This is a genomic window from Clostridium sp. chh4-2 (assembly GCF_002899675.1).
Classification (GTDB): domain Bacteria; phylum Bacillota; class Clostridia; order Lachnospirales; family Lachnospiraceae; genus CHH4-2.
The window spans coordinates 1-19,930 of sequence record NZ_PKUU01000018.1; the positions used below are offsets into that span (position 1 = coordinate 1).

Genomic DNA, 19,930 nt, shown 5'->3' on the forward strand with positions numbered 1-19,930 from the left:
CCGCGGGGTGATAGCGACTCCGCATTACCACAGAGGAAAGCATTATATGGACCCGGACGGAATTCTGGAACTGGCGGGGAAGGTGCAGGCGGAGGCGGACAGGCTGTTTCCGGATATGAGGATCTATGCGGGGCAGGAGCTTATTTACTATCACGGGATATTTGATGCGGTAGCTGCGGGAAAGACGGTGCCGCTGGCCGGCTCTGACTGCCTGCTGATGGAATTTCAGCCGGATGTGACCTATGAAATCATCTATCAGGCGGTCCGCCAGATGGCGCTGATGCGTTACCGGCCGGTGCTGGCTCATATTGAACGCTATCCGTGCCTGAGAGCGCCTGGGAGGATTGAGGAGTTAAGAAAGTCCGGGGCTTATATGCAGATGAATTTCAGCAGCCTGTGCGCGGGAAGCCTGCAGGTGCGGAAGGTAAAGGAAAGCCTTTGGTGCAGGAAGATGGTGCAGGAGGGGAAGATCCAGTTTTTTGGGACGGACATGCACCGGGTGAACTTCCGGCCGCCGGAGATTAAGAAGGATGTGGAATGGATGAATAGGAAGTGCGGGGAGGAACGGGCGGAGCGGATGATGTATGGGAATCCGGTGGAGATTCTGATTGGGGAAATGGCTGGGACGGGTTGATGAAAGCCGGAATACGTAAAGCGGAATATGGGAAGTGGGATATGTGAGATGGGTGAAGTCGTTAAAGGGAACGAATCCTACCGGTATTAATTAAGGGGTTTTTCAGGGGAAGGAATGGAAAGGATGCGTTGGAATGAATTACGGAAGAATAAAGACAGCGGACAGGAATGAAGGTTGGGAACAAAGTATAGAAATGAAGGCTGGGAACAAAGCATAGAGGTGAAGGCTGGAGATAAAGGCACAAAGATAAAGGCACAAAGATAAAGACATAAAGATAAAGACAAAGGCTGGATACCTGAGCTGGAATATAGATTAACTGGTACTGAATACAGAACGTTAGGAAAAGAAACGTTTAAAATACAGAACGATAGAAATTAAGTAAAGGAACTGGATCATTTATGGAAAAGAGATTTGACGAAGGTCAGGATGAGATTGAAATTGATTTACGGGAACTGTTGTTTGAATTCCGGCGGAAGTGGTGGGCGCTTCTGGCGGCGCTTGTGCTGGGCGGAGGGCTTGTGGGTGCTTACAGCTATTTTGTGATAACGCCCCAGTACACGTCCAGTGCCAGCCTATATGTGTTGTCGAAGGAAACCACTCTGACGTCCCTGGCAGACCTGCAGATCGGGAGCCAGCTGACCCAGGATTATAAGGTGATGATCAACAGCCGCCCGGTGCTTCAGAGTGTGATCAGCAAAATGAACCTGGACATGAATTATAAGGAGCTTCGCAAGAAAATTAACATAGACAATCCGAACAATACACGAATCCTAATGATCTCGGTACAAGATCCGGACCCTTATCTGGCAAAGGAGATCGTGGACAATATTTCTGCAGAAGCTTCTGATTACATTGGGGAGATCATGGAAATGGTTCCGCCGAAACTGATTGAGGACGGCGTGGTGGCACTGGAAAAGACCAGCCCCAGCGTGAAAAAGAATGCGGCGATCGGCGGCCTGGCGGCCCTGTTTCTGGTGTGTGCGGCCATTACCCTGAGCGTGGTGTTGAATGACACGGTGAAGACCGAAGACGATATCAGGAAATACCTGGAGCTTCCGGTGCTGGCGGTGATCCCATCCAAGGAATCCATCAGCGACAGCGGGGAGATCCAGGGACAGAAGAAGAGAAAGACTTCAAGAAGAAAGGCAGGTAGTTCCAATGGAAAATAAAATCCGTCTCTCCCAGTATGAGGTGGCTGATTATAACTATGTGGAAGCGATTAAGACACTGCGGACCAATCTCCAGTTTTCCGGAAGCAATATCAAAGTCATCATGTTTACCAGCTCGATCCCCAATGAAGGGAAGAGTGAAACGTCCTTCCAGCTGGCGGCGTCATTGGCACAGCTTGGGAAAAATGTGCTGCTGATCGATGCGGACATCCGAAAATCGGTGACCGTGTCCAGATACCAGTTAGATAAGGAAGTTAACGGCCTGTCCCAGTACCTGAGCAGCCAGGTATCCAAGGAAGAAGCAATCTATGAGACCAATGTCAATGGACTGGAAGTAATGTTTGCAGGCCCGTATTCTCCGAATCCGGCAGAGCTTTTGGAAGAGGACATGTTCACAAAGCTGATCAAATGGGCCCGGGAATCTTATGATTATGTGGTGATTGATACCCCCCCGATGGGGAACCTGATCGATGGAGCTATTGTTGCACGTCAATGTGATGGGGCCGTGCTGGTGATCGAGAGCGGTGCCATCAGTTTCCGCCTGCTTCAGAAGGTGAAGGCCCAGCTGGAAAAGAGCGGCTGCCGTATCTTGGGAACGGTGCTGAATAAGGTGACGGTGGACCACAGCGGGTATTACCGGTATTACGGGAAATATGGAAGATATGGGAAGTATGGGAAGCAGTATGAGTATGCGAAGGAAACGTGAGTGGAAAGGCCGAAGGAATAAAGAACAGGGCTCTTGCAAGATTACATAACTACTCACATAGCGTACAGCGGGCAACAGATAATACAATAAATAAAATGTGTAACAGGTAATATTTAGGGGAAATGGGGGGATGAATTATGCTTGTGAAAAACAAGTCATTTTATATGCTGCTTGATGTTGGCGAGATCATCATTTCCTTTGTTTTAGCAATCTTTTTAAGATACCGGGTTGTCCAGGGGCGGATGATATCGGATGCATGGTTTGGATGCATTTTGATGATCTTTGTCTATGTGCTGGTGGTGTTGTTTTACCAGCCTCCCAAGCCGCTGATGAAGCGGAATAACTGGGAAGAACTGCAGATCGTGCTGGCTGCCAACTTGTATATGGCGCTGCTGCTGGCGATGATCCTGTATTTAAACCGGGCGGGAACCTTGTTTCCGCGTTCGGTCTACATTGTGTTTTTTGTATCCAATACAATCCTGATGTACATAGGGCGGTTTAACTTAAAGAAGGTTCTGCGTGCTTACTATAAAAAGTCCGGGAACCGGAAGAAGCTTCTGATCTGCGCCAACCGGGAAAACCTGGTTGCAGCAATCGACAAGTTTGTGCACTCCTTTCTGTTTGAGTATGAAGTCATTGCAGTCGTCGAGGTTGGAAAAAAAGGGAACCGGGAGGAAATCCGCATCCACCAGATTGAACAGGGGATCCGTGGAGAACGGATTGTACTGAGTGGGGAAAACCTGAAGGACTTTTTAAAACACCAGGTGATTGATGAGGCGCTTTTGTGCCTTCCATACAGCACCAGGGAAGAGGTTAACCGTTTTATTGTGCGTTTGGAAACGATGGGGATTGAAACCCATGTGGCGGTGGATACTTACGATCATCAGGAAAAGGCGATTGAGCGTCTGGGGGCTTACCGGGTACTGACCTACAGCCCTCGGATCTTTGAACCTACAGAGCTATTTATAAAACGTGTCATGGATGTGGTCGGAGGAATTGTTGGGTCCCTGGTTACCGTTTTGCTCTGTCTAGTGATTGTTCCGGCCATCCATCTGGAATCACCGGGTCCGGCGATCTTTAAGCAGGTCCGGATTGGAAGAAACGGCCGTCGATTCTGCATCTATAAATTCCGTTCCATGTACATGGATGCCGAGGAACGGAAAAAGGAACTGATGAAAAAGAATGAGATGAAGGGCCTGATGTTCAAGATAAAGGATGACCCCAGGATTACAAAGGTGGGGAAATTCCTGAGAAAGACCAGCCTGGATGAGTTCCCCCAGTTTTTCAACGTGTTAAAGGGGGACATGAGCCTGGTTGGGACGAGGCCGCCGACGGAGGATGAGTTCCTGCAGTATGAGGAGCATCATAAACGGAGGTTGAGCTTAAAGCCTGGCATAACTGGATTATGGCAGGTGAGCGGCAGAAGTGATATCCATGATTTCGAAGAGGTGGTGAGCCTGGATTTGGAATATATCGATAAATGGTCGATTTGGCTGGATATCCGTCTTCTGATCCAGACGGTTTATGTGGTGTTGTTCCACAGGGGGGCATCCTGATAGAGAAAGCAATAGGAAGAAGCGAATGGGAAGTAACGATTTTGAATAATCAGGAATAAAGAGAACTGGGCAGAAAGAAAAAAGTCTAGGTAGAAAAAAGAAACAGGCTTGATATAAAAAGGAAAAAGAAACAGCAAAAGGAAAAAAGGCATGAGAGCAGAAACAGGCCATGAAGAAAAGAAAAACCGGCAGAAACATAGAATTTTTTTGATTGTGACAGCAGTCGTGGCGGCGCTGGGACTGCTGGGCTGGTTTGTAAGTTTCAGCTTCCGGTCCTACCAGGCCAGCAGGGAGGCAAAACAAAAGCTGCTGGCATATCAGGAGCAGGAAGCATCCGGATTGGATGGATCGTTTGACGCGGTATCAGAGTGGGAAGAAGGCCGGGACAATGGATGCGGAGAAATCCGTTTCCAGGGAAAAACATACCGTAGGAATACGGCGATGCGCGCCATCCTCTGTATCGGTGTGGATACCAAAGGGGAAATGGAATCACATACGGCATCGGGGCAGGGAGGGCAGGCGGACGGAGTGTTCCTGGTTGCCCAGGACGCGGCCAGAGACAGGGTGAAAATTTTGATGATCCCAAGGGACAGCATGACAGAGATAACGTTGTTTGACCTGTCTGGCAATGAGCTGGGAAAGGACGTCCAGCATTTAACTCTTGCTTATGCTTATGGGGATGGAAGAGAGAAAAGCTGTGAACTGATGACAGAGGCGGTTTCCAATTTACTTGGAAACTTAAAGATAGATGGGTATGCGGCAGTCAATATCAGCGCAATCCCGATTTTGAACGATGCGGTGGGAGGAGTAACCGTGACGGTCCGGGACGAGGGGCTGGAAAAGCGGGATCCGGAGTTAAAGAAGGGGGAAACCGTTACTCTTCACGGAGCCCAAGCGGAGATCTTTGTCCGCTACCGGGACACTACAAAATCCCAGACGGCAATTGGCCGTATGGGAAGGCAGAAACAGTATCTGCAGGGGTATCTGCAGGCAACTAAAGCGGCGGCAGCAAAGAATGACCGCCTGATTCCGGACCTGATGAACCAGCTGCAAAGCTATATGGTGACAAATATGGCGAAGGATCAATACCTGGATATGGCGCTTTCGGTGCTGAACAGCCAGGACAGTCTTGGGGACGGGGATATTTTAACGGTTCCGGGAGAGGCGGTGGAGACGGATCTGTATGATGAATACCATGTGGACCGGGAGGCATTGGTGCCTATGGTGCTGGACCTGTTTTATGTGGAAAAGCACTAAGATGAGGGCAATAATCAGCAAACCAGCTGTTTATTGATAAAAAAGAAAAGAAAGGATAGGTGATGTAACATGAAAAAGAGATGGATCGGTATTCTTCTGACAGCAGCCCTGGTGGCAGCCCAGCCGGCAAGCGCATTTGCGGCTCAAAGCCCAAATACGAATGTCAACATCAGCGGAAGCGACAGTAACGGCTACTACGATGATTCCACTTCCAGCAGTAAAACTACTGGAAGTAGTGCGGCAAGCAACACAGGAACCACGTCGGCCAATGCAGTGTCAGTAGAAGGTGCATCCGCATCAGGAACTGCAGTAATTGGAGATATCCAGGTAGGCTTTGCAACGGGAGAGGCTGCAACTGCAGGACTTCCGGCACAGACCGTAGCTGCGATCAATGCGATCAATGCAGGCAACACATTAGCAGACGTAGTAAAGGATGTGGATCTGAACGGATACTCCGCATTGACATCCGTGCAGGCGATTGTGGCAAAAGATGTGAACACAAACCAGCCAAAAACAGGTGAAGTGGCAGTATCTTTGTATGTGCCAAACCTGGTTCAGGGATTGAACAATGTTCAGGTATTGTTCTATGACAATGCGACTGGATTATGGAAGCTGGTTAATCCGGCCAATGTGGACGTTGCAAACAAGAAGATAACTGTGAATATCAGTGGATCGGGATCATTCAGCATTGTTTACAAGAAGTAATCCGGTGTGGAATAGACGGGATTAGGGATTATAAACGGGTTGGAAAGATTTGAGGAGGCCAGAGGGGGAGAACGCCAACATGGGTATGAACCCTCTGGCTGAATGCAATGAAACGAAGAAAAGTTAGTAATAATTCCATTGATGCAAGTGATTTACCATGAATTTTTGCTCGTAATAGTGAAGGGACTGAACCGCTATACAAGAATTTATCCTCTATGAAGTAACCTGCAAAGAGGTGATTTTTTCCCATTAAATGTTGTAAGAATTATAAATATAGAGTGTGGAAAATATGAGAAAAATGGATAAAAGTGTATGGGTGAAATGACGGAAGAAGGATTGAAAATTTAGCAAAATATGGTTCGGAACATTATTGCTTCTATAAAATGGTAGGATAAAACAAAAATTGTGAAGTGTATACCTGCATAGTAGCGGTCAATAGCAGTCTGGTAAGAAAATATGTAAAAAATACGATTGAAATCCACAATGATTCCCCGACCTTTAGGGTCAGAGGGGGAGGGAGAAATCAATGTCGCTCCGAGCGTAAGGGAGTGGTCCTATGTCAAGATGGTTACGGTGTATTTGCACAGCAGTTATTTGGCTATGGACGTCAAGGGGATGTTTTCTTAGGTATCTCCACATCTGGTAACAGTCAGAATGTTATGAATGTAACAGTAGTTGTTAGAGCTAGTGGCATTAAAGTAATCGGACTTACCGGAGCAAAAGGTGGAGAACTTTCTACTGTTGCAGATGTATGTGTGAAGGTTCCAGAAACAGAAACTTATATGATACAGGAATTGCATCTGCCAATTTATCATTGTTGGTGCTTGATGTTGGAAGATTATTTTTGGGGAAATTAAGGACGTGAGAGAAAGTGGGAGTAATTGAAAATATAGACAAAAAACACACGATACTATTTGTGATGCCAAGGCTTCCTTTTCCGGCATCCTCTGGAAGAAAGACTTCTTTATATCATTACTGTAGGATATTGACGGAAGAATTAGGATATCGTCTAGTTGTAGCTGCTTTCCTGGAGGATGGAGATGATCCAGCATTAAAGCCGAATTTTATAGATCGATTAGAGGTGCTTCCAGGCGCGTCCGGAAAAGAAAAAATAAAGAATATATTATTTGACTCTGTTTTGAAGAAGAAAAAGCCTATGCAGGTATCTCTGTTTTGGAACACTAGAGCAAAAGCTATAATTGACCAGCTGGTATTAGAAGAACAGCCGGATATTGTAATAGGTGATATGGTTCGTAGCACGGATTATATTAAGGATATTAATGCTCTGAGAATTGCGGATCTCGATGATCGTATTTCGCTAAGATATCAGCGTCAATTAGATAGTGACTTAGACGGTATAAATCCATATGGTACTTTTATAAATACAGTTCCGAGCTTCATGCAAAAGGTGATGCTTTTCAAGCCTATAAAATCATATGTTATCAAGACAGAGATAGCGCTACTAAAAAAGTATGAATTGGAAATAGGAAGAGTTTGTGACAGGACGGTATTTGTTGCAACACAAGAGGCACAAGATTTCAACCAAGAGATAGGTACAAAAAAGGCCTGTGCGGTACCCATAGGTGTTGATACTGATTATTTTTCATATAGAGAAACTGGAAATGAAGGAGACGTAATTGGTTTTCTTGGTGCGATGAGTGTGGCGCATAATGAAAATGCAGTGCGTCATTTTATAGAGGATATTTTTCCGGATATATTAGATAAAAATCCAAACACAAAATTCATGATTATTGGTGGTGGAGCCTCAGAAAAACTAAAAAAATTATCATCTGAGCATGTAGTTTTTACTGGTAGAGTACCGGATGTTCGAGATTACTTGACTAAATGTAAGGTATTCGTTTGTCCTATGACATTTGGAAGTGGGATAAAGACCAAAAATTTGGAGGCAATGTCTATAGGACTTCCTGTAGTTACAACTTCTATAGGAGCAGAAAATATAGATGCAAAAAACAATAAAGAGTGGATTATTGCAGATGAGAACAAAGAATTTGCTGATTCAGTATGTCAATTACTAAATCATGAAGAACAAAGAGTAAAATTTGGTAGAAATGCGGCTGAATTTATAAGGAATAATTGGACTTGGGAAAAAGCGGGTGTTACTTTTCAAGATTTATTTAGCTAGGGATTTTTTAGGAGATAGATATGAATTTGTTAAAAAGAATAATTAATGGATATCCGCAATATTCATTTGAGAATATCATAATGAAATTAAAAGATTATGACATAGTTTCTTTTGATATATATGATACCTTACTAAAAAGGGATGTCAATTCACCAGTTGATGTTTTTTTGGCTATATCGAGAAATATTGGTTCGAGTATAGAATTTGTCGAACTCAGAAAACAATCAGAACAATTTGCAAAGCAGAATAAAAATTGTGAAATTACTATATTTGACATTTACAAAGAAATATTGGGGAAATCATTAACACTTAATGGGTCGAAAATAGTAATTACAGAAGAAATTGTACAGCAATTAATTGAAGAAGAACTTGCGACAGAAGAAAAACTAACAACGATTAATCTTGAATTTATGAAAATATATAACTGGTGTTTAGAACAAAATAAGACCATCTATATTATTTCTGACATGTATCTGCCAAGTGCATTTTTGGAAAAGTTGTTAAGGAAAAATGGATATGTCGGGTTTGAAAAATTATATGTATCAAGTGAATACGGTAAAACGAAATCGAATGGATCGTTATTTGAAGTTGTAGTTCAAGAGAACAAGTTGAATAAAAGAAATATGATTCATATTGGAGATAGTAAAAAGGGAGATTTTATAGAACCATTAATGCTAGGTATTCAGGTATTAAATATTGCAAGAATACAAAAGAACTGCGAGTTTTTTCATACTTCGAATGAGCTCTATCCGTTTATTAATAATCGAGTAGCTAAAGAAGAAACCTATATAAGAAGAATTGGATATGAGGTTTATGGCCCTCTTTTGTATTGCTTTTCAGAATGGCTTTGTAGACATTTATCTCCAGAAAAAGATGTCTTGTTTTTTGCAAGAGACTGTTATGTTGTCGAAAAGGCCATGCGGATTTTGAATCAGGGTATGAATAGTAATTTTCACTATTTTCTAGCGTCTAGGAAGAGCTTGACGCCACCTGCAATGAGTAATATTTCGGATCCAGAAGATATTTGTTTTTTTCTTAAATCTGCATCACGTGAATTTACTCTTGGAGATTTGATTTTATTGCTTAACATACAGTCTGATTATGTTTATGACATAATAAAAGAAAAAAAGTTGTCTCTTGAAATGATTTTAAAGAGAGATTCATTATTTGAAAACAGAATGGTATATGATTTAATAAAAGATTTATTGCCGATAATACGAGAAAAAGGAGCACAAGAAGCTAAGAATTTTATTAATTACTTTGATAGTCTGAAAATAAAAAAAGCAGTTCAAGTTGTAGATATAGGTTGGCGTTGCACAATGCAAAAGTGCCTTGAAACTATATCAGAAACAGAAATCAACGGTTACTATTTTGGCGTTAGAGAAGATGCACATATTGGACAAAGAGCAAAAGGTTTATTTCTGAATCATGAAGACAGCGAAGAAAAGAGGAATTTTATTGCCGCCAATGTCGCTTTATTAGAAATGTTTTTTACTGCTCCCCAGGGATCCGTTGAAGGATATACCAATGAAGGAAATGTTATTTTTTCAAATAGTGTGAAAAATAAAAATGAAGAAATAATTAACAAGAATATAACAAGTGAACTTCAGGATGGCGCATTAGACTTTGTGAAAGATTATTTTAATACATATGGTCATAAGGTGATAAAAATAGAAACTTCAGTAGAGGGGATAATGAAATTGGGTGGACAACCTCATGCAAAGGATATAAGTTCTTTGGGAGTATTCTATTTCGAAACTGGTGCTAAAACAGTTCAAGTAGTAGCTCCTAAAAGTGTAATGTTCTATACTACACATATCTCACAATTGAAAAAAGATTTTATAGACAGTCCTTGGAAAATTGGATTTCTAAAAAGACTCATCAAGTTACCTATTGATTATAGAAAAATTTTTTCTTTGCTATATGCGCGGAGGAATAGGAAATGATAAATCAGCCTTTAATTAGCGTCATTATGCCGGTATATAATGCAGAAAAATATATTGATAGTGCTACGGAAAGTATTTTATCTCAATCTTATAGTAATATCGAACTAATATTAGTAGATGATGGATCATCAGATAGAAGTGGAGAGTATTGTGATCGGATTGCAATGAAAGACAGTCGTGTAAAAGTAATTCACCAGAAAAACAAGGGCATTTCCGAAGCTAGAAACACAGGAATGGAAAAATCTGAGGGCGAATATATTACATTTTGTGATAATGATGATATTTTTCTTCCGAATTTTCTAAAAGATAATATTATGTTAGCCATAAAAAATGAAGCAGATGTTGTAAAATTTGGAAAAAGAATTATTACGACAGAGGAAGGACAAATAATTTCTGTGGAAGAAGATAAATTTATGCAGGGAATTTATGACCGAACTGACATTAAGAAGAATTTTGCAGAGTTAGATGCAAAACGTTATTTTGGATTTGTTTGGGATGCAATTTATTCACGTAAAGTTTTAAACAACGGAGATAATGAAATTCGTTTTGATAAGACATTTAGAACAGGGTATGAGGATGTTGATTTTAATCTTTCAGTATTCAATAATGTCGATACTATGGTAGTAAATGATTCCATTTATTATGAGCATTATATTCGTTCAGGCTACAGTACAACGTTAAGGTACTCCTATAATAGAGTTGAATCTATATATAAAGTTATTGACAAGAAATTTGATTTGCTTTCAACTTTAGGCTTCACATATGATGATATTGCTTTAAATGAATGGCTGCTTTTGGATTTAGGTGAGAAAATCTCGTCTGTTCTTAGTTTGATTTGTTCCGGGACATCGGGTATGAATTTCAAGCAAGTATTAGATGAATTGAGAAGAATGAGTAAATTGAGATATTTGAGTATAGAATTTGATAAGAAAGCTTACCAGAATGCAAAAAAAATGTCATATAGTAGGGGTTTATCTTGGAACCTTCTATACAATAAATATTTTCATGCTATGGCATTACTAGGTTTTACAAAAAAAAGAATTATTGGAAATGTTTTCCCTAATTGTGGAATGAGAATAAGGTGATGATGTATGAATAAAGTGTTAACAATTTCGATAGCAGCTTATAATGTGGAACAATTTTTGGAAAAAACTTTGGGATCGCTAGTTATAAAAAATCAAGATAAAATCGAGGTTTTGATAGTAAATGACGGCTCGAAGGATAAGACAGAGAGAATTGCTGCTGAGTATGAAAAAAAATATCCAGATACATTTAAGCTCATTAGTAAGCAGAATGGAGGATACGGATCAACGATAAATGCTGCTGTGAAGCATGCCGCAGGTACTTATTTTAAACAGTTAGACGGTGATGACTGGTATGAGACAATCAATCTAGATAGTTTTGTTCAGTATCTTGAAAAAACAAAATCAGATTTGATAATAAGCTCATTTTATGAATTTTATGAGAACACAGATGAAAAGAAGCTTGTTGATAATCATAAAAGTCTGACAGATAAAGAGACAAATATTGAGAACGTTTCGTTCCAAAACGATGTATTGATGCACGAACTAACGATTAAAACATCTCTATTACGGGAAAACAACATCCAAATAACGGAGAATTGCTTTTATACAGATAATGAATATACTTTTTTACCATTGATGGTAGCAAAAAACATTTCAAGGTTTGATAAACCAATTTACTGCTATCGACTCGGAGTAGAAGGACAAAGCGTTAGTCTAGAAGGGATAAGGAAGCATTATAAAGACACAAATCTTGTAGTAAATAAATTATTTTCTTCATATTCCAACATGAACGAAGTTAGTGGAAACAAAAAAGAAATACTTGAAAAGAAAATATTGAAAATTACAGATATAATGTACAGTGCCTATTTGCTTCGCGAAGATGTGGAAAAAGCAAGAAGTGATTTAAAGACCATAGATGCAAACATAAAGACAAAACATTTTGTAACATATCAAGCTACGAATAAAGTAAAAAAAGTAAGGGTACTTCGAATATCTAGATTCTATCTATTTAACATTATAAGATATGTAGTATTGAGAAGATTTTGATTTATTATAGGGAGTAAAAATGCGTGTAAAATTATCTATTTCTAGGGTGTTCTCTCATTTGATTTCAGGAACACTGATTTTAAGCTGTCAAAGCTTGCTTTCAAAAATTACAGGAGATAATACAATGACATTGCTTTGTATTATTATAGTGAGCTTGGGAATATTTTTAAAATTAAGTTCAAAGATTGTTTTTGAATCCGTGGTGTATTTAGCTTTTTTACTACTCTATCTCATTTCAGTAATAGCTTTGGTTGTATTTGGTGATTTCAAATATACTTATTTTATAGTGATTCATATTATTCTTGTAACATTAATATATTTATGGCTTTTTATGGGGAACGTAGAACAAAATGTCATGGAACTTATACGTGCATTAAAGAATATAATGATTATTATTGCTGCATGTTCCTTGTTTTTTTATCTCTTTGGTACAGTTTTAGGCTTGTTTTCTCCAAGTAAGATATTCACTGCTGAAGAGATTGGATGGAGCAATTATAATTACAAGGTATATTGGTATATTTATAATGAAGGCCAATATACAGATATTTTTGGCTATAGATTGATAAGAAATATTGGGATATTCACTGAAGCACCAATGTATGTATATTTGTTAATTCTGGCTTTGTACGCAGAAATGTTCTTGTATAATACGAGCGTTAAGAATGAGCTAATCTTGATTGGTGCAATCATAACTTCACTTTCATCAACGGGATTCATTTTTTTAGTAATATTTCTTTTTATTAAATATAGAAATTATATAAGAAATAATAAGTTTTTGCGGATTGTTACAATACCATTAATTTTAATTGTGGCGGTAGGAGGTGTGGCATATATTGCATATGACAAATTGATGACGGGAAATATTTCTGGCATTATAAGAATAGATGATTTAAAGGCAAATATTATGAGCTTTTTGGCACATCCATTTATAGGAAATGGGTATATGAACTCAAGAGCAATGGATCGTTTTCGTACTGGTATGAGAGCAATTGTCAAGTGGCAAAATAAGTTGGCTGGAAATAGTTCAGGACTTGGTGGCATATTATCAAATGGAGGTCTGCTTTTTGCATGGTTCTATTTATTGCCATTGTTCCTTTCTATAGGAAATATACGTAAAAATGCATTAAGTGAAGAAACAATACGATGGAACGGATTGGTTATAGTAGAGTTTGTTTTGTTAATAAATACTGTTCTATATATTGTTTCAGTAGGACCTGCTATGAATGTTATTTGTGTGGCTATAACACTGGCATTTAATAAAAATATGAAAGGTGAGGGATGACAGTGACAAAAATTGGTATTATTACATATCATGCTGCATATAATTTTGGATCTGTATTACAAGCGTATGCGTTACAAGAGAAAATAGGACAATTAGGTTACGATTGTAAGATAATTAATTATAGAATGGATGAACAAAAAAGGTATTATTCAAACTTTAGATATAAGTTTGGGAAAAAAAGATTACTAGAAGATGTTACTTTTCTTCCTATAATTAAAAAAAAATTAAAGAGAGCTAGCATATTTGAGGATTTTTTTGATTCCTTTTTTGTGAAAACAGAGCAATTTTCTAATCCGGACGATTTTGTAAAAATATCTAGCGAATTCGATGTTTGTATTAGTGGTAGTGATCAAATATGGAATAAACATTCGTGTGAGCTTAATTGGAATGAGTGGAGATTCATGAAACCATATTTGCTTTCTGAATTTACAGGAATGAAAATATCATATGGTTCATCAATCGGAAATATGGATACAAGCGAGATTAGTATGTTGATTGATGATTTAAAATCATTTACAGCTGTTTCAATGCGCGAACCTTCTAGCTCAAAGGTTATGAGTTCTCTGTTAAATAAGAATATTCCTTGGGTTGTGGATCCTACTTTTCTACTTTGTAAAGATGAGTGGATTAAAAAATTGCAGCTATGTAAATGTCAAGAGAAACCATATGTTTTGTATTATTCATTGGCAGGCTACAAAGAAAACCTAAGAAGAATTAGAAAACTAGACAAATATGCTAAGCATAATAACTTTCAATTAAAGGTTATTACTCCATATGTTTATATTCCAACTACATCCCATCGTATTTCCCATCATATTGAATGTGGACCAGTTGAATTTATGAATTTGATTTATAATGCAAAGATTATTATAACAGATTCATATCACGGAACCATATTATCAGTTAATCTTGAAAAGAATTTCTATTCTATATGTGGGCAAAATGCATCGGACTTTAGAAAAACTGATATATTGGAGAAAATTGGACTGCGAGATAGGGTGATTAAAAATATTAACGAAATTTCTAGAGAGCATCAAGATGAAATTGATTATAAAGTGATATCTTCTCAATTAGATATATTTAGGAAAAATAGCGTTGATTATATTTCTGGCTATCTTGATTGTGTCTAGAAAAAGGTGTTTATTATGAATTATAAGAAATTTGGAAAGATATTATCTCTAAAGTTTTATATGTTTAATTATAGAGAATATTTAGAAGTAATAAGAAAAGATCAGATTTTTAATGCGACTTTTAGAAATGGAAGTACAGTTCTGAAAAAGAAAGAGCGCAAGGCGATTGAATACAAAACGGTAAAACTCTATAGAAAGTATCAAGTGAATATAGGAAATATTTGGGGTTATTTTTATAGATGGAGATTAGAACGAAAAGCTGTTAAAACTGGAATTGAATTTCTTGGAAATGCGAATATCGGAGAAGGATTAATAATTGGACATTGGGGGAGAATTATTATTAATGGAAACGCAAAATTTGGTAATGAAATAATGATAACCCATAATGTGACTATAGGAAGAGATATCCGAGGGAAGAGAAAAGGTGCGCCGACCTTTGGAAATAGAGTATGCATTAGGGCTAATTCAACAATAGTAGGTAATATTACTATTGGAGATGATGTTCTAATTGCACCAAATACTTTTGTAAATTTCGATGTTCCATCTCATTCCGTTGTTATCGGAAATCCTGCAACTATTCATGCTAAAACGAATGCAACAGAAGGTCATTTAGGTGTATTAGATTATGAAAAATGAGTATCCAATAGCATATGCTGCGTATAATGCAGATTTAGATATACGATTAAATAGTACCTCTGGAGGTATTTTTACAGTACTTGCAGATTATTTTATTGATAGAAATAATGCCATAGTATATGGAGCTTCCTTTGATGAAAAATTTCAGGTTAAGCATATACGGATTGATGCTAATCATGATATCGGAAAATTAAGAGGATCCAAGTATCCTCAAAGTGCATTAAATGAAACATTTTCGGAGGTAAAAAATGATTTACAAAAAGGAAAAACTGTGTTTTTTACAGGGACGCCGTGTCAAGTTTATGGATTGAAAATGTTTTTGAATGGGGCATGTAATGATCAATTGTTTACTATGGACTTTGTTTGTCATGGAGTTGCATCACCGTTAATATGGAATGAATATATTCATGAAGTGTCAAAAAAAGGTGACATTGAAAAAATCATATTCAAAGGAAAGCCTCATGGATGGAAAAAATGGTATTTTCAAATATTTTTCAAAAATGGAGATTTGAAACAAGTAAGGGGAAAGATGGATTGTTTTATGAGGTCTTATCTAAATTACAGTAATATAAGACCATCGTGTTATGAATGTAGATTCAAAGGATTATTCAGAATATCTGACTTTACCATATCGGATTGCTGGGGGATTGGAGAAGAGAACAAAACTCTTAATGATGATAAGGGTTTATCAGCGTTACTGATTCAGAATGATAGAGCACGAGTGATTTTTGAAGATATAAAGGATAAACTGAAATATACTAAATATGATACAAATATACTTATGAATGGAAATTGGACTGCATATAGAAGTGTTAGTCCGAATAATGAAAGAGATAGATTTTTTAATATGGTAAAAACTGAAGGTGCGATGTGTGCACTTAATTCGATTTATAAACCAACAATATGGAGTTGGGTTAAATATTATATAGATAGAGTCCTAGGAAATGAAAAATAATGAATAATAATTATAAAGAACTTAAAAAAAACACATATATAATCGCCATTGCGAACTTGGGAAGTAAAATCATCGCGTTTGTATTAGCTCCATTATATTCATATTATATGTCAGTCTCTCAGTATGGCATTATGGATATTATTACTTCTACCATAACACTGATAGTTCCATTTGTGGTTTTTGACATCTATGAAGCAACTTTTAGATATTCTAATGACAAAAAGTATTCATCTGAAAATGTTTTTAGTACTTCGATTGTTGCGTGCATTCCGGGAATTATATTGTGCTTATTATGTGCGGCTATTTTTCATATTGCGTCAATGCCGTTTTATCTTGAAATTTCCTGTATCTGTGTTTTGCTAACATCTTTTAATTGTGTATTAAAGCAATTTGTACGAGGCACAGGGAATATGCTTGGGTTTGCTATTTCTGGTGTAATATGTTCGCTATTTTTATTAGTAGGTAATTATATATTTTTGGTCTTATTTCGTCTTGAACTAAGAGGTTGGCTTTATTCATATCTTATTGGAATTGCATCAGAAACATTGTATTTATTAATTATTTCTAACTTTAAAAGTAAGTTCTCATTTGCAAATTTTGAAGCAAATTATTTAAGGGAATTCATTGTATTTTGTATGCCACTATTGCCTACCACGGTTATGTGGTGGATTATGAGTTTGTCAGATAGATATATGCTTTCTTTTTTTTCAGGAACAGCGGCAACGGGAATTTATGCAGTAGCTAATAAACTGCCAAGTATGCTGAGCGTATTTGAAAATATTTTTTATCAAGCATGGCAAACAACAGCAATTAATACAAAAGATGATGAAAATAGAGATGAGATATACTCTAGTGTCTTTAATAAGTATATTAATATTATGTTAGTAGGTGTATTAGGAGTACTAGTAGTTGCTCGTCCGATGGTTGACCTCCTTTTTGAAAAATCATATACTTCTGCTTATCGTTCGATTCCAATATTGGTTTTGGCAGTTGTTATTCATGCGATAAATGGAAATCTAGGATCATTGTACACTGTGTTTAAAAATACAAATAGTGCATTGATTTCTACAGTTATTGGAGCGGTTATCAATATATTACTTAATGTTATTATGATACCATTTATGGGGGTCTTGGGAGCGTCTTTGACGACAGTAATTGGATATTCTGCAACATTGATTTATAGATGGATAAATACAAAACGCTTTGTTACAATTCACATTGAAAAAAGAAAAGTTTTTGGAATGTTATTACTCGTAGTCATATCATTTATGTTGTATTATACGGAAAATGTTATTTCGTATGCTATCAGAGGTACTATCTTTATAGCTGCTGCGATGATGAATTTTAACACATTTAGAAATATTGTAAAACGTTAAGGACAATAAGTATGAAAATATTAATAATAGGTGGAAGCGGTATTCTATCTTCAGATTTCACTAAGCATGTAATTTTACAAAAGGATGAGCTTTATTTATTAAATAGAGGAAAACGCAGTAGTAATATTAACCTACAATATGCACACTGCATAATATCTGATATTCGTGAAGATGATATAGAAACAATTCAGAACAAGTTGGAGGACATTTACTTTGATGTTGTTGTTGATTTCTTAACTTTCGATGTTGACCAAATGAAAAAAACACTCGCTATTATAAAAAATAGATTTAATCAATATGTGTTTATATCATCTGCAACTGCTTATAAGAAAAAATCGGAGAATGAGATTTTAACAGAAAATAGCGAGGTTGGAAATGAAAACTGGCAGTATGCTTATAACAAATCAAAATGCGAAGAGTTTTTAAGGAAAAAAGACATTAATTACACAATAATACGACCTTACGTTACCTTTGGAAATACACGCATTCCGTTCCCGATCATTCCAGATGGATATAATTATACCTTGTTAGCTAGAATTTTGGAAAACAAGCCTGTACTTCTTTATAATGGAGGATCTGCTATTTGCACACTAACAAGTACAAAGGATTTTGCAGAAATACTATATAAATTGTTGTTGAATCCCAAAGCATTCAAGGAGGCTTTTCATATTACAAGTAATTCTCCACAAACATGGAAAGATGTGTATCTAGAGTATTGCAAGATTCTAAAGAGAAAGCAGAATATCATATCTGTTGACATAGATCAAATTAACAAATACATGCCAGAGTTTAGTGATATATTAACTGGTGATAAGGGGACCAATATGGTATTTGACAATAGTAAGGTACTTAATGCAATCGGAGGCTATCAATTTAAAAATAGCATATCTCATTATTTGGAAGATTCAGTTAAGTATTATTTAAATGAAGAATCGCTTCATTGTATAGATAACAAATGGGATGGGCGATGCGATTATTTGATTAAAAGGGTGTCTGGAAGAAAGTTGAATAAACTTAAGTTGAATAAAAATGCTAAGAAAAAAAACTTGCAGTTTTGGCATGCCATTATGTATAACGAAGTTCTTAGATATTTATTTGATATTATGAAAAAGATGAAGAATAGAATAAAAGGATAAGCATATGAAAGAATTACCTACATTATACAATAGGAAAGAAGAATGTTGCGGTTGCACAGCTTGTTACGCTATTTGCCCGAAGGAAGCAATTAGCATGGTAGAAGATGAAGAAGGCTTTATTTACCCAGTAATCAATAATATCTTATGTATACAATGTTACAGATGTGTTAAAGTTTGCCCAATAAAGGAAGTAGATAACAATGAATAGATTTGTATCATATAAAATTTCATGGATGACATTTATATGCAATATAATTATACTATTACATCATGCAAATCTACGAAACTATATAAATCAAACTTCTGAGCATAACTTATTGGTTTTTATGGATTTTTTTTCTGCACTCAGTAGAATTGCAATGGTTTGGTTCTTTTTTATCTCTGCATATCTATTTTTTAGAACAGCGGATTATAAGAATATACCAATAAAGTGGAAATCAAGAGCTAAGTCATTACTTATTCCGTATATTATATGGAACACAATTGCTGTTCTTTTCATGGCCATTAATGGAAGTGAAGTATTATATGGTGGAATTTGGGGGGGCATTAGAAACAATTATTTGTTTTTGGGAGGATATGGATCAGCAAATGGTCCGTTGTGGTACATTTTTAGACTGCTTGAGTATGTAATTCTTGCACCTCTATTTTTATTTATTATTAAAAGAAAAATACTTTTTTATATAGTTGAGATATTATTGTATGCATACATTGCCATTATGCATATAGGATATTTTGATTTTCTATTCTTTGTACCAATTTATTTGTTGGGAGGATATATTTCGAAACATTATTCAAAGAATTTTGAAATTAAAATCGAAACAGAGCATAATAATGCAATTTCAATAATATGTCTATTGAGTTGTGTACTTTTATCGCTGTGGGCAAAGAGCATTTCGGACATAAACTTGATTGAAATGCCTGTTCTAGAAATTGTGTTAAGAAACTTAATTATAATCCCGATTCTTGGCTTACTATTATATTCAGGAAAACCTAAAGCTTTACCCAATTTTATTAAAAATGGCGGAATGCTATTATACTGTATGCACGATTTGTTTTATCGATTCTTTAGAATCATTTTTTTTAGGCTGAATTTAGATATGTGGATCTCTTGGTTCTTAATGGTATTTTTAACAATAGGTTGTATATATATGATTTGGATTTTTTTGAATAAAAATTGCCCAAGGCTTTTGGCTGTTTTTGTAGGTGGTCGTCTGTAACTGTGCATAT

At 36.9% G+C, this 19,930-nt stretch carries 18 protein-coding genes and 1 pseudogene; all 19 read left to right on the forward strand.

The window, feature by feature from the left end; translation table 11 throughout:
- Positions 1 to 634, forward strand: a 634-nt coding sequence (locus tag C0033_RS27140) for a CpsB/CapC family capsule biosynthesis tyrosine phosphatase (RefSeq protein WP_103229214.1), incomplete at its 5' end; no start/stop codon positions are given.
- 398 nt (positions 635 to 1,032) lie between these two features.
- The gene (locus C0033_RS17600) at positions 1,033 to 1,803 is read left to right on the forward strand and encodes a Wzz/FepE/Etk N-terminal domain-containing protein (protein WP_103229215.1); all 771 of its coding nucleotides are present in this window, start codon (positions 1,033 to 1,035) and stop codon (positions 1,801 to 1,803) included.
- Positions 1,793 to 2,509, forward strand: a complete 717-nt coding sequence (locus C0033_RS17605; RefSeq protein ID WP_103229216.1) for a CpsD/CapB family tyrosine-protein kinase — start codon at positions 1,793 to 1,795, stop codon at positions 2,507 to 2,509. Before C0033_RS17600 ends, C0033_RS17605 begins: the two co-directional genes overlap by 11 nt.
- Positions 2,510 to 2,646: 137 nt before the next feature.
- The gene (locus C0033_RS17610; RefSeq protein ID WP_103229217.1) at positions 2,647 to 4,065 is read left to right on the forward strand and encodes a sugar transferase; all 1,419 of its coding nucleotides are present in this window, start codon (positions 2,647 to 2,649) and stop codon (positions 4,063 to 4,065) included.
- A gap of 150 nt (positions 4,066 to 4,215) precedes the next feature.
- The gene (locus C0033_RS17615) at positions 4,216 to 5,322 is read left to right on the forward strand and encodes an LCP family protein (protein WP_103229218.1); all 1,107 of its coding nucleotides are present in this window, start codon (positions 4,216 to 4,218) and stop codon (positions 5,320 to 5,322) included.
- A gap of 69 nt (positions 5,323 to 5,391) precedes the next feature.
- The gene (locus tag C0033_RS17620) at positions 5,392 to 6,027 is read left to right on the forward strand and encodes a hypothetical protein (protein WP_103229219.1); all 636 of its coding nucleotides are present in this window, start codon (positions 5,392 to 5,394) and stop codon (positions 6,025 to 6,027) included.
- 578 nt (positions 6,028 to 6,605) lie between these two features.
- Positions 6,606 to 6,884: pseudogene (locus C0033_RS17625) on the forward strand (SIS domain-containing protein); the annotation flags it as partial.
- A 14-nt stretch (positions 6,885 to 6,898) separates the two neighbouring features.
- Entirely contained in the window at positions 6,899 to 8,170 is a 1,272-nt protein-coding gene (locus C0033_RS17630; protein ID WP_242984537.1) for a glycosyltransferase family 4 protein, read from the forward strand.
- A 20-nt stretch (positions 8,171 to 8,190) separates the two neighbouring features.
- Entirely contained in the window at positions 8,191 to 10,116 is a 1,926-nt protein-coding gene (locus C0033_RS17635; RefSeq protein WP_103229220.1) for a hypothetical protein, read from the forward strand.
- Positions 10,113 to 11,201, forward strand: coding sequence for a glycosyltransferase family 2 protein (locus C0033_RS17640; protein ID WP_103229221.1), 1,089 nt, complete (start codon positions 10,113 to 10,115; stop codon positions 11,199 to 11,201). Before C0033_RS17635 ends, C0033_RS17640 begins: the two co-directional genes overlap by 4 nt.
- 6 nt (positions 11,202 to 11,207) lie before the next feature.
- A complete protein-coding gene (locus tag C0033_RS17645; protein ID WP_103229222.1) occupies positions 11,208 to 12,188 on the forward strand; it encodes a glycosyltransferase family 2 protein in 981 nt (326 codons plus the stop codon).
- Positions 12,189 to 12,207: 19 nt separating this feature from the next.
- Positions 12,208 to 13,470, forward strand: coding sequence for a hypothetical protein (locus C0033_RS17650; RefSeq protein ID WP_146043785.1), 1,263 nt, complete (start codon positions 12,208 to 12,210; stop codon positions 13,468 to 13,470).
- On the forward strand, positions 13,467 to 14,600 hold the full coding sequence (locus tag C0033_RS17655) for a polysaccharide pyruvyl transferase family protein (protein ID WP_103229224.1): 1,134 nt from the start codon (positions 13,467 to 13,469) through the stop codon (positions 14,598 to 14,600). Before C0033_RS17650 ends, C0033_RS17655 begins: the two co-directional genes overlap by 4 nt.
- Positions 14,601 to 14,615: 15 nt before the next feature.
- Positions 14,616 to 15,236, forward strand: a complete 621-nt coding sequence (locus C0033_RS17660; protein WP_180994795.1) for a serine acetyltransferase — start codon at positions 14,616 to 14,618, stop codon at positions 15,234 to 15,236.
- Positions 15,226 to 16,191, forward strand: a complete 966-nt coding sequence (locus C0033_RS17665) for a Coenzyme F420 hydrogenase/dehydrogenase, beta subunit C-terminal domain (RefSeq protein ID WP_103229225.1) — start codon at positions 15,226 to 15,228, stop codon at positions 16,189 to 16,191. The genes C0033_RS17660 and C0033_RS17665 overlap by 11 nt, the downstream gene beginning before the upstream one ends.
- Positions 16,191 to 17,567: an oligosaccharide flippase family protein gene (locus C0033_RS17670; RefSeq protein ID WP_103229226.1), complete on the forward strand. Its 1,377-nt coding sequence runs from the start codon at positions 16,191 to 16,193 to the stop codon at positions 17,565 to 17,567. Before C0033_RS17665 ends, C0033_RS17670 begins: the two co-directional genes overlap by 1 nt.
- A gap of 11 nt (positions 17,568 to 17,578) precedes the next feature.
- Positions 17,579 to 18,703: an NAD-dependent epimerase/dehydratase family protein gene (locus C0033_RS17675; RefSeq protein ID WP_103229227.1), complete on the forward strand. Its 1,125-nt coding sequence runs from the start codon at positions 17,579 to 17,581 to the stop codon at positions 18,701 to 18,703.
- Between the two features lie 4 nt (positions 18,704 to 18,707).
- Complete coding sequence (locus C0033_RS17680) at positions 18,708 to 18,911, forward strand: 4Fe-4S dicluster domain-containing protein (RefSeq protein WP_103229228.1); 204 nt, start codon at positions 18,708 to 18,710, stop codon at positions 18,909 to 18,911.
- On the forward strand, positions 18,904 to 19,920 hold the full coding sequence (locus tag C0033_RS17685) for an acyltransferase family protein (protein ID WP_103229229.1): 1,017 nt from the start codon (positions 18,904 to 18,906) through the stop codon (positions 19,918 to 19,920). The genes C0033_RS17680 and C0033_RS17685 overlap by 8 nt, the downstream gene beginning before the upstream one ends.
- Positions 19,921 to 19,930: the final 10 nt, after the last annotated feature.